Annotated in this window: 11 protein-coding genes; 4 read left to right on the top strand and 7 right to left on the bottom strand. The window is 70.4% G+C overall.

Annotated elements, in window-relative coordinates:
• From C1J01_RS40775 to C1J01_RS40750, 6 genes are all read right to left on the bottom strand, one after another.
• Positions 1-830, bottom strand: an 830-nt coding sequence (locus tag C1J01_RS40775; protein ID WP_181449242.1) for a TIGR04222 domain-containing membrane protein, incomplete at its 3' end; no start/stop codon positions are given.
• A gap of 214 nt (positions 831-1,044) precedes the next feature.
• Positions 1,045-2,946, bottom strand: coding sequence for a phosphoenolpyruvate carboxykinase (GTP) (locus tag C1J01_RS40770; RefSeq protein ID WP_111184404.1), 1,902 nt, complete (start codon positions 2,944-2,946; stop codon positions 1,045-1,047).
• Positions 2,947-3,148: 202 nt separating this feature from the next.
• Entirely contained in the window at positions 3,149-3,661 is a 513-nt protein-coding gene (gene abmR, locus C1J01_RS40765) for an ATP-binding transcription factor AbmR (protein WP_111184402.1), read from the bottom strand.
• Positions 3,662-3,749: 88 nt separating this feature from the next.
• The gene (locus C1J01_RS40760; protein ID WP_235854992.1) at positions 3,750-4,934 is read right to left on the bottom strand and encodes a C40 family peptidase; all 1,185 of its coding nucleotides are present in this window, start codon (positions 4,932-4,934) and stop codon (positions 3,750-3,752) included.
• A gap of 146 nt (positions 4,935-5,080) precedes the next feature.
• On the bottom strand, positions 5,081-5,581 hold the full coding sequence (gene greA, locus C1J01_RS40755) for a transcription elongation factor GreA (RefSeq protein WP_111184401.1): 501 nt from the start codon (positions 5,579-5,581) through the stop codon (positions 5,081-5,083).
• A 109-nt stretch (positions 5,582-5,690) separates the two neighbouring features.
• Positions 5,691-6,110 (bottom strand): DUF4307 domain-containing protein, encoded by a 420-nt coding sequence (locus C1J01_RS40750; protein ID WP_111184400.1) that lies wholly within the window; start codon positions 6,108-6,110, stop codon positions 5,691-5,693.
• Positions 6,111-6,245: 135 nt separating this feature from the next.
• Between C1J01_RS40750 and mca the strand changes: the two genes are divergently transcribed.
• The 3 genes from mca to C1J01_RS40740 are packed head-to-tail and all read left to right on the top strand — an operon-like array spanning position 6,246 to position 7,635.
• Entirely contained in the window at positions 6,246-7,136 is an 891-nt protein-coding gene (mca, locus tag C1J01_RS40745) for a mycothiol conjugate amidase Mca (RefSeq protein WP_111184399.1), read from the top strand.
• Positions 7,137-7,194: 58 nt separating this feature from the next.
• A complete protein-coding gene (locus C1J01_RS50530; protein ID WP_181449241.1) occupies positions 7,195-7,353 on the top strand; it encodes a hypothetical protein in 159 nt (52 codons plus the stop codon).
• Entirely contained in the window at positions 7,354-7,635 is a 282-nt protein-coding gene (locus tag C1J01_RS40740) for a GNAT family N-acetyltransferase (protein WP_111184398.1), read from the top strand.
• A 4-nt stretch (positions 7,636-7,639) separates the two neighbouring features.
• On the opposite strand, the gene C1J01_RS40735 is transcribed toward C1J01_RS40740, so the two are convergent.
• Positions 7,640-8,788 carry a hypothetical protein gene (locus C1J01_RS40735; protein WP_111184397.1) on the bottom strand — a complete coding sequence of 383 codons (1,149 nt, stop codon included), beginning with the start codon at positions 8,786-8,788 and terminating at the stop codon, positions 7,640-7,642.
• A 115-nt stretch (positions 8,789-8,903) separates the two neighbouring features.
• Here C1J01_RS40735 and C1J01_RS40730 point away from each other — a divergent pair, with 115 nt between their 5' ends.
• A complete protein-coding gene (locus C1J01_RS40730) occupies positions 8,904-10,898 on the top strand; it encodes a thioredoxin domain-containing protein (RefSeq protein ID WP_111184396.1) in 1,995 nt (664 codons plus the stop codon).
• Positions 10,899-10,935 lie beyond the last annotated feature (37 nt).

Here is a 10,935-nt window from a genome sequence, read left to right as displayed (position 1 = left end):
AGCTGTGTATAAGAGACAGGGTCGAACGCCCCGTACAGATCGGAGTCGCGGCTCAGCCGGCCGGGGCCGTACAGCGCGACGGTGAGGTGGGCCTCGCCGGCCCGCCGGTGCGCCGACCTGGCCTCCTCGAGCACCTTGTGTCCGGCCGGGGTCGGCACGGGCGCGGCGAGCGTCCGCCTGGGCGCGCTCTTCGGCGTCAGCGTGGCGGCCGGCCGATGGCTCGCGGCGCGGGCGCGCGAGCTCAGCATCGTGCCCGCGAACACCATGAGGGCGATCGTGGCCACGAAGAGCGCCGGGGCCGCCATGCTCATCGGGGTCACGCCGCCGAGCAGCAGCAGCCCCGACAGCACGGCTCCGGCGAAGGCCAGGACGGTGATCACCCGCACCCGCACGCTCAGCCGGTCGACGTCGCAGAACAGGTCGTCCGGACGGATCAGGCCGCGCTCGGTGAGACTCCTCCCGAGCTGTTCCAGGGCCCGGCCGCGGGCGATCCGGTCCCTGAGCGAGAGCGCGGAGGACCCGGAGAGCGGGACGGCCGACAGGACGACGTCGTCGATCGGCTCGTCCGATCGCAGGCCGCCGGCGACCGGGTGGACGACCCCGCCGCGCGCCGCCCGTAGGGCTCCCACCTCGGTCAGCAGCACGAGGGCGGTCTCCGCCACCCGCCGGGGGCCTCCCGCGAGGTACGCCAGCTCGTAGTGGCCGAGGTCGGGAGATCTGTCGCTCGTCCTGATCGCGCGCAGGGCCGTGAGTACGCGCCGGATCGAGCGGGTGATGTGGCCGGCGAACGCCGCCAGGGCCACGGCAAGGATCAGCAGAGCCAGATCCATGAACGGCCTCCCCTCTGCGGGCCTTCCAGGCCCGGCTGTCGGAAGTGACGCGTGTCTCCGACAGTAGGCTCGGCCCCCGGCCCAGCAGGGGTTTAGCACCATTTGCTCACGACTTCCGCTTCTGCCGGCGAACGCCGAAGCGCCGGCCGTCGCGAGGACGGCCGGCGCCTGTGTGGAGAGCCGCGACGGTCCGCCGGGACCGCCGTCAGCCGCCTCAGCCGAGGCGGTCGAGCAGCGCGTTGTACTCGTCCCACAGCTCCTTGGGCAGGTGGGAGCCGAACTTCTCGAAGTGGCCCGGGATCAGCGCCGCCTCCTCCCGCCAGACCTCGCGGTCGACGGTAAGCAGCGTGCGCAGGTCGTCGTCGGACAGGTCGAGCCCCTCGGTGTCGAGCTCGGCGGGCAGCAGGCCGATCGGCGAGGGCACGGCCTCCGCCGCGCCGTTGAGGCGCTCGACGATCCACTTGAGCACCCGGCTGTTCTCGCCGAAGCCCGGCCAGATGAACTTGCCGTCGGCGTTCTTGCGGAACCAGTTGACGTAGTAGATGCGCGGCAGCTTCGCGCCCTCGCGGCGGCCGATCTCCAGCCAGTGGCCGAAGTAGTCGCCCATGTTGTAGCCGCAGAACGGCAACATCGCGAACGGGTCGTGGCGCAGCTCGCCGACCTTGCCCTCGGCGGCGGCGGTCTTCTCGGAGGCGACGTTGGCTCCGAGGAAGACGCCGTGCTGCCAGCTCAGCGACTCCGTCACCAGAGGTACGGCGGTGGCGCGGCGGCCGCCGAACAGGATCGCCGAGATGGGCACGCCCTTGGGGTCCTGCCACTCCGGTGCGATGGTCGGGCACTGGGAGGCCGGGACGGTGAAGCGGGCATTGGGGTGGGCGGCGGGCTCGTCGCTGTCGGGCGTCCAGGAACGGCCCTTCCAGTCGGTCAGGTGCGCCGGGGGCTCGTCGGTGAGTCCCTCCCACCACACGTCGCCGTCGTCGGTGAGCGCGACGTTGGTGAAGATGGAGTTGCCCCAGAGCGTCCTGATCGCGTTGGCGTTGGTGACCTGGCCGGTGCCGGGGGCCACGCCGAAGAAACCGGCCTCCGGGTTGATCGCGTACAGGCGGCCGTCGTCGCCGAAGCGCATCCAGGCGATGTCGTCGCCGATCGTCTCGACCTTCCAGCCCGGGATCGTCGGCTGGAGCATCGCGAGGTTGGTCTTGCCGCAGGCGCTCGGGAAGGCCGCGGCAACGTAGCGCGGCTCGCCGTCCGGCGGGGTGAGCTTGAGGATGAGCATGTGCTCGGCCATCCAGCCCTCGTCGCGGGCCATGACGCTGGCGATGCGCAGGGCGTAGCACTTCTTGCCGAGCAGCGCGTTGCCGCCGTAGCCGGAGCCGTACGACCAGATCTCGCGGGTCTCGGGGAAGTGACTGATGTACTTGGTCGTGCTGCACGGCCAGGGCACGTCGGCCTGGCCGGGCTCCAGCGGGGCGCCGACGGAGTGGACGGCCTTGACGAAGTCGCTGTGCTCATGGTCGCGCTTGCTGCGGCCTCCGTTGGCTCGTTCCTCGCTCTCTCCGGCCTTTCGCGCCGCTCCGCGCTCCTCGATGAGCCGCAGCGCCCGCTCACCCATGCGGGTCATGATCCGCATGGAGACGGCGACGTACGCCGAGTCGGTGATCTCGACGCCGAGCTGCGAGATCTCGCCGCCGAGCGGGCCCATGCAGAACGGCACGACGTACATCGTGCGGCCCCGCATGCAGCCCTTGAAGAGCTCGCCGAACGTGCGGCGCATCTCGTCGGGCGCGATCCAGTTGTTCGTCGGGCCGGCGTCCTCCTCGCGCTCGGAGCAGATGAAGGTGCGGTCCTCCACCCGCGCCACGTCGCTCGGGTCGGACTTGGCGTAGAAGCTGTTGGGACGGGCGGCCAGACGCGTGAGCGTGCCCTGCTCGACGAGCAGGTTGGTCAGGCGCGTCCACTCCGCCTCCGACCCGTCGCACCATTCCACGCGGTCGGGCTGGGTCAGGGCTGCGATCTCGTTCACCCACGCGACCAATTCGGCATTGCTGGTGGGCGCGTTCACTTCCACGGAAACGGACACGACTTTGACTCCTCCACTCTCCCAGGGCCCAGTCATCATTAACGACGAAGCGGCGGGAAGGCCAATTGGCATAGACCTGTTTGGCGAGGCCGTCGTCGCAGGCAGCGGCCCTGACGATTGGGGGACCCTACCCAGCCGGAGTGGATTTAAAAGAAGAAATTCGGAGCACTGGTCCAGTCCAATCCAGATGGTCTAAACCAATATCCCCAGTGGTTTAGTCCATTTCGGCGGAACGGACTCATGAATGCACGTCGGGCCCCGCGGAGCGCACCCGGTCCACATGCTGCAGCGCCTCGCGCAGATCGGCCAGCCACGTGTCGGCGTTCCTGCCGACCAGGCGTACGCACCAGGCGAGGGCGTCGCTGCGACTGCGCGCCACACCGGCGGCCACCAGCGTGTCGAGGACCTGGCGCTCAGACTGGCGCAACCGCGTCATGACCGGCACGGACAGTGTGGTGAACATCACAGTCTCGCCGCCGCAGGCGACGCCCCACGACACCTTCTGCCGGAACCGGCGCTCGGCCTCCTTGGCGATGTCGACGCGCCGCTCCCGCGTCTCCTCCCTGAACCTCCTCGCCATCCCCTCGATCAGGGCGACGCGCTCGGCCTCCGGCACGTCGGCGGGCGGGTCGGGCAGCGCGCCGACGACCGCGATCTCCTCGCGGTCGCGGATGATCGTGGGAGCACCGGTGAACCACTCCTGGGGCAGCCGCCCGGTGAACCAGCCGCGGACCTCATCCTCTGTAGTCATGTAATCAACATTACTGAGTTGCGCCCGGAACGCACGTGAGGCGACAGGACACTGTGCGCGGAAGGAAGCCCCAACCCCAGCCCCAGCCTCAGCGGACCTTGGCGGCCTGCACGGGGCTGATCCTGACCACTCCGGCCAGGTTACGGGTGGTCACCGGCACGATCTTGACCACGTCGCCGGTTCGGGGCGCGTGCAACATCTTCCCGTCGCCCCAGTAAATGGCCACGTGGGAGATGTAGGCCGGGTTCGTCGGGTCGTTGCGCCAGAAGAGCAGGTCGCCCGGCTGCGCCTGCGCGTACGGCACCTGCGGCCCGGTCAGCCACTGCTGGTGCGTCACCCGCGGCATCCGCACGCCCGCCTGCGCGTAGGCCCACTGGACCAGGCCGGAGCAGTCGAAGGTGTCGGGACCCTCCGCGCCCCACACGTACGGGCGGCCCAGCTTGGAGACGGCCGCCCGCAGCGCCGCCGTGAGCTGCTCGCCCGTCATGAACGACCCCGCCGGCCACTCGCGCGGCGTCACCTGCTGCCGCTCCGGCGGGATCACCGGGTTGACCAGCGCCACCTGGGTGCCCTTGGGCAGCACCCGCAGGATGGCCGCGCGCAGGTCGTCGGAGGCCGCCTTGGGGGCGCTGACGATGAGCGCGTTGTCGTGGGGCAGGCCGAGCCTGCGACCGACGTCCTTGGCGACCACGGCGTCCACGGCGCCGAAGCCGGTCGTGGCGTACGCGCCGATGCGCAGCGGCCCGGCCGGTCCCTGCACCCGCCGGTGCAGCGTGAGCCCGCCGTCGTTGCCCAGCACGAACGACACCGCCACGTCGCCGGCCGCCACGTTCTGCCAGAGCGCGTCGGACGAAGCGGTCACCTTCGGCGTGTACGCCCGGAACGTGGACGGATCCACCCCGAGGGTCTGCACCCGCTTGTTGTCGAGCACGATCGAGGCCGCGTCCGCCAGCTCCAGCGCCCGCACACCGGGCAACGCGGCCACCTTCCGCAGCAGCTCGTTCGTGAACGGCTTGCGGGTGAGCACGAACAGGTTGGGCTTGTGCAGCTTCCGCAGCGGCGCGACCGGCGTGACGGCCGGCTGCGGCTGCTGCTGTGCCTGCTGCTGTGCCTGCTGCTGTGACTGTTCCTGCGGCTGTTTCTGCGCCAGCAGCCTCTGCTCGGGCCGGACGCGGGAGCCCGCGGATAACCCGGCGGGCTCCTCCGGCGGCTGCATGAGCAGCAGCACGTCGGCGGTCAGCACCGCAACGAGCGCCACCACGATGAACGGCACCAGCTTGTACGTGTTGCGCCGTTTACGGGATTTGACGAGAAAACTGAGATCCTCGCGGATTCCTGAGCCGTGCCCCGGGCCGTGTCCCGGGGCACGCAAAAATTCCGCCGGGCCGACGTCGGCCCGGCGGTCGTCGTGCGGGGGGGTCAGTTGCCGACGTACGGCACGGCCTCCAGGATCTCGACGGTGTTCTGCCGTCCGTTGGGCAGGGCGTAGGTCGCCTTCTCACCGATCTTCTTGCCGTTGATCGCCGCGCCCAGCGGGGACTTGGGCGAGTAGACGTCGATCGGCGCTCCGCTCTCCTCGCGGGAGGCGAGCAGGAAGGTGACCTCGTCGTCGTCGCCGACGAACCTGATGGTCACGGTCATGCCGGGGCCGACCACGCCCTCGGTCTTCGGGGCCTCTCCCACCTGGGCGTTGTCGAGGATCTGCCGCAGATGGAAGATCCTGGCCTCCATCTTGCCCTGCTCGTCCTTGGCAGCGTGGTAGCCGCCGTTCTCACGCAGGTCGCCCTCTTCACGGGCGGCTTCGATCTTCTTGGCGATGTCGACGCGCCCGGGGCCAGAGAGATACTCGTACTCCGCCTTCAAGCGGTCGTACGCCTCCTGCGTCAGCCATGTGACGTTCTCATCGCGAGAGTCGGCCACGGGTTCTCCTTGCTTGCCTAGGGGGCCCTGAGATCACTTCGAGGTTGCGTACGGTTGAATTGCGAAAGGGTAACAAGACAACGGCGAGAACGCTTCCCCAAATGTCTCACTATACGAGATTGCAGTACTGGATGTGGACGGAAGTGGCCTGACCAGTGGTGTCCAGGCTTTCCTTGATCTGCTTACTACCCTCACCGGCCGGGATTCTTACTTCCTTGATGCCGACTTCCGCGTGGTCGACGTCCAGCGCGCGGATGCGGCACACCGCGACCCGGTCGTCCGGCTTGTAGATCTCGAACGTGATCTCGGCCCGGCTCGGGCTCAGCACCTCGAACGTCACCACCTGCGACGGCGCGCCGGAGCCGCTCGCGGTCATCGACCACATGACGTAACCCCAGCCGCCGGCGATGATGGCCACCAGCACGCCGATCACCACGTGGACGACGAGCCGGCCCCTTCGCCTGGGACGATCGGGGTAGTCGTCGGGGGTGCCGAGAACGGGCCCGTCCTCGACATCTCTGGTGACCATGGCGGAATCTCCCTGCACTCCCTCGGCGTTATCCGAGACAATTGTCGCCCGCGAGGGGTGTGCCCTCGCGACCGCCCAGCAGAAACTAACCTCTCTGGGTGACTGCCCGGTCCTGACTGAGGAGACATCGAGCCCGTGAGTGCACCGCTGAGGCTGATGGCCGTCCACGCCCACCCCGACGACGAGTCGAGCAAGGGTGCCGCCACCATGGCGCGTTACGTGCGCGAAGGCGTGGGAGTGCTGGTCTGTACGCTCACCGGCGGCGAACGCGGATCGGTGCTCAACCCCAAGATGGACCGCCCCGAGATCGTGGCCAACATCGCCGAGGTGCGCAGGGCCGAGATGGACCGCGCGCGCGAGATCCTCGGCGTCGAGCAGCGCTTCATGGGCTTCGTCGACTCCGGCCTGCCGGAGAACGAGGACGAGCCGCTGCCCGAGGGCTGCTTCGCGCTGCAGAAGCTGGAGGACGCCGCAAGGCCCCTGGTGGCCGCCGTCCGCGAGTTCCGGCCGCACGTCATCATCACCTACGACGACGACGGCGGTTACCCGCACCCCGACCACATCATGACCAACCGGGTCTCGGTCGAGGCGTTCGAGGCGGCCGGCGACCCCGACCGCTATCCCGGCACCGGCGACCCCTGGCAGCCGCTGAAGCTCTACTACCACATGGGCTTCACCAAGGAGCGCTTCGAGGCGCTGCACGAGGTGATGACCTCCCGTGGCCTCGGCTCCCCCTACTCCGACTGGATCGCGCGCTGGGAGGACCGCCCCGCCAAGAACAAGTGGGAGACCACGACGCGGGTGCCGTGCGGCGACTACTTCCAGATCCGCGACGAGGCCCTGCTCGCCCACGCCACCCAGATCGACCCCGAGGGCTTCTGGTTCGCCTGCCCCCGGGAGCTCCAGCAGGAGGTCTGGCCGACGGAGGACTACCACCTGGCGCGCTCGCTGGTCGACACCGAGCTGCCGGAGGACGACCTGTTCGCGGGCATCCACGCCGACGACGTCTCACCCGCCTGCCACTGAAGGGACCACGGCCTCCAGGTGGCAGACTGGAAGGGTGAGCGTTCTAGCAGCGGGTGATGTGAGTCCGGGTTTGCTGGGCTTCGTCGTCGTGGCCCTCATCGGGTTCGCCCTCTATCTTCTGATCAAGTCGATGAACAAGCAGATGTCGAAGATCGAAGTGCCGCACGAGGGTGACGCGCACGACGAGAAGGTCGAAGACGACGAGAAGGCCAGGTAAATGCCGACAGAAGTGGTCGACAACCCGACGGAGAATCGATTCGAGATCCACGTGGACGGCAAGCTCGCCGGGTTCGCCGACTACCGGCTGCTGCCCACGAAGGTCATCTTCACCCACACCGAGGTCCTGCCCGAGTACGAAGGGCAGGGCCTGGCGGGCAAGCTCGTCGGCCACGCCCTCCAGGTGAGCGCCGACACCGGCCTGCGCGTCGTGCCGGCCTGCCCGTACGTCGCGAAATACATCGAGCGCCACCCGGAGTTCAAGGAGCTCGTCGACTCCTGAGGGATCACTCGGCCGGGGGCGACCAGGCGCGTTCCAGCGCCTTGGGCAGCCCCCACCAGCCCAGCGGGGTCAGCACGTCGTCCTCGTCCACGACGCCGAGATAGCCCCACAGCGTCACGACCGAGGCGAAGAGGCTCTCGGTGGTGTCGAGGTCGTCCTCGGCGTGCTCGTCGACGTCGATGTCCTCCGACTCGGCGATGAGCCGTGCCATCCGCTCCGGCGAGGCCAGCACCCCCGGCCCCATCCTCGCCAGCGCGGCCACCCCGGCCAGCCAGTCGGCGTGCTGGATCGCGCACAGATTGGCCAGCACGGTGTCCTCCTGGCTCAGCTCGCCCTCCAGGTCGACGAACTCCTCCAGCACGTCGCCGCCCTCCGACAGATCGGAGATGGGCCCGGCGATGCCGGCCGCCACCGACAGCCACAGCTCGGTGTCGTCGTCGGGCAGCGGCCGGTCCTCGAACCCGGCGCAGGCCCGCAGCACGTTGGACGGGTAGCCGGGCAGGGCGAGCAGCACGCGCAGCCGCGCCGCGGCGGCCTCCAGCTCCTCCACGGGCGTCTCTGGCTGCTTGGGCAGCTCCGCCATGATGCGCTGCAGCTCCGACAGCGCGAACGCCTCCTCCTCGTCCCAGGCGTTGAAGAGCTCCTCGTCCTGCTCGTCGCTGACCGCGAAGCCGGGCACCCGCCCGTCGGGCAGCGGCGTGCCGAGCCACTGCTCCTGCAGCTCCTCGTAGGCCCTGCGGGCCTCCCGGTCGCCCGTCACCAGCGCGTCGGGGTCGATCTCCCCGGCCGCCACGCGTTCCTCCAGGTGGGCCACCAGGCGGTCGTACATCTCCGTGGCCACGGGGCCGCGTTCGTCCTCCTCGGGCCAGACGAAGTAGCTGGGCGTCATGAGGATCGGCTCGGTGCCGGTGGACTCCAGCCACCGCTGCACGTCGCCCACCGTGGCCTGGCCCGCCTCGATCGAGCTGAGGACGGCCTTGGCCGACTCCCAGAACGCCCGCGAGAGCGGGTTTCCCGCCGCCAGCATCTCCCGCCGCAGGTCGGGCAGCGCCACGAGCGCCACCCCCGACGGTACGGCGAGCAGCGCGCGCGCCACGTCCCTGCGGGTGAGCGCCGGTGCCGGGCGGCCGGCGTGGGCGCAGACGAAGTCCATATCCACGCCCGTAACCTACGCCGTGACCGCCGTCCGAGTCAGCCGCAGCGCGCCGCGGGCGTGACCTGGCCCACAACCGTCCGCCGAGCGACGCATAGGGTGAATCGAGGAGGTCATGATGAACCGGTTGAAAGACGCCACGAGCCCCTACCTGCTGCAGCACGCGGACAACCCCGTGGACTGGCACCCCTGGGGTGAGGAGGCGTTCGAGGAGGCCAGGCGCCGCGACGTGCCCCTGCTCATCAGCGTGGGCTATTCGGCCTGCCACTGGTGCCACGTCATGGCTCACGAGAGCTTCGAGGACGCCGAGACCGCGGCGCTGATGAACGAGCACTTCGTCAACATCAAGGTCGACCGCGAGGAGCGGCCCGACGTCGACGCGGTCTACATGACCGCCACGCAGGCGATGACGCAGCAGGGCGGCTGGCCGATGACGGTGTTCGCGACGCCCGACGGCCATCCGTTCTACGCCGGCACGTACTTCCCGCGGCCCCACTTCCGCCGGCTGCTCACCGAGGTGCACAACGTGTGGACCGGCGACCGGCAGTCGGTGTTGCAGCAGGGCGCGAAGGTGGTGGAGGTGCTCAACTCCAACGCCGCGCTGCCCAACGGGCCCCTGCCGGGCGAGGAGACGCTGGGGAAGGCCCTGGCCAACCTGAGGGAGTCGTTCGACGACGCCCACGGCGGCTTCGGCGGGGCGCCGAAGTTCCCGCCGTCCATGGTGCTGGAGTTCCTGCTGCGCTCGGGCGAGCGCGAGATGTCCGGCCGCACCCTCGAGGCGATGGCCCGCGGCGGCATCTACGACCAGCTCGGTGGCGGCTTCGCCCGCTACAGCGTGGACGCCCGCTGGGTCGTGCCGCACTTCGAGAAGATGCTCTACGACAACGCCCTGCTGCTGCGCGTCTACACGCACTGGTGGAAGGCGGGCGGCGGCGAGCTCGCCCGACGGGTGGCGCTGGAGACGGCCGACTGGCTGCTGCGCGAGATGCGCACGCCCGAGGGCGGGTTCGCCTCGGCGCTCGACGCCGACAGCGAGGGCGTGGAGGGCAAGTTCTACGTCTGGAGGCCCGAGGAGCTGGCGGAGCTGCTCGGCGACGACGACGGCCGCTGGGCCGCGGAGCTCTTCGAGGTCACGGGGACGTTCGAGCACGGCACGTCCGTTCTGCAGCTGCCGCGCGACCCCGACGACCCGGCCCGCTACGCGGACGTGCGGGCGCGGCTGCTGGCCGCGCGGGAACGCCGGGTGCGTCCCGGGCGCGACGACAAGGTCGTGGCCTCCTGGACGGGGCTGACCATCGCGGCCCTGGCCGAGACGGGCGCGGTCTTCGAACGGCCCGACCTCGTGGCGGCGGCCACGGCCGCGGCCGAGCTGCTCGACGACGTGCACGTGGCCGACGGGCGGCTGCTGCGCACGTCGCGCGACGGCCGGGCGGGGGCCAACGCCGGGGTGCTGGAGGACTACGCCGACGTGGCGGAGGGCCTGATCGCCCTGTACGGCGTCACCGGGGAGGCCCGGTGGCTGCGGCTGGCGGGCTCGCTGCTCGACACGGTGCTCGACCGGTTCGCCGACGGGTCGGGCGGCTTCTACGACACCGCCGACGACGCCGAGCGGCTGTTCCAGCGCCCGCAGGACGCCACCGACAACGCCACCCCCTCCGGCCGGTACGCCGCCGCCGGGGCGCTGCTGTCCTACGGCGCGCTGACCGGCTCCACCCGGCACCGTGAGGCCGCCGAGGCGGCGCTCGGCACGGTGTCGGTGCTGGCGCCCGGCCACGCCCGCTTCGCCGGCTGGGGGCTCGCGGTGGCGCGTGCCGCGCTGTCGGGCCCCGTGGAGGTGGCCGTGGTGGGTCCCGCCGACGATCCCCGTACGGCGGCGCTGCACCGCGAGGCGCTCCTCGCCGACGTCCCGGGGCTCGTGATCGCTGTGGGCCACGGCGGCGGCGCCGACCGCGGCACCGGCGACCCGCTGACCCCTCGCGAGTCCTTCCCGGCGCTCCTGGAGGGCCGCGACCTGGTCGGCGAGTCCCCGGCGGCGTACGTCTGCCGCCGCTTCACCTGCCGCGCCCCCGTCACCACCCCGGACGCCCTCCGCACCGAACTAACCACCTGACCAAGACCGACGCCACCCGCCCAGAGTGGGGCCACAC

Origin of the sequence: Nonomuraea aridisoli, from assembly GCF_003236395.1 — a bacterium.
GTDB classification, from domain to species: Bacteria; Actinomycetota; Actinomycetes; order Streptosporangiales; family Streptosporangiaceae; genus Nonomuraea; species Nonomuraea aridisoli.
This window is presented reverse-complemented; position numbering and strand designations above follow the sequence as displayed.

Excerpts from the sequence above, each read along its gene's own strand:
- C1J01_RS40770 (WP_111184404.1), bottom strand. The coding sequence starts at position 2,946 with ATGACTGGGCCCTGGGAGAGTGGAGGAGTCAAAGTCGTGTCCGTTTCC.
- abmR (WP_111184402.1), bottom strand. The coding sequence starts at position 3,661 with ATGACTACAGAGGATGAGGTCCGCGGCTGGTTCACCGGGCGGCTGCCC.
- C1J01_RS40750 (WP_111184400.1), bottom strand. The coding sequence starts at position 6,110 with ATGGTCACCAGAGATGTCGAGGACGGGCCCGTTCTCGGCACCCCCGAC.
- C1J01_RS40740 (WP_111184398.1), top strand. The coding sequence starts at position 7,354 with ATGCCGACAGAAGTGGTCGACAACCCGACGGAGAATCGATTCGAGATC.
- C1J01_RS40735 (WP_111184397.1), bottom strand. The coding sequence starts at position 8,788 with ATGGACTTCGTCTGCGCCCACGCCGGCCGCCCGGCACCGGCGCTCACC.
- C1J01_RS40730 (WP_111184396.1), top strand. The coding sequence starts at position 8,904 with ATGATGAACCGGTTGAAAGACGCCACGAGCCCCTACCTGCTGCAGCAC.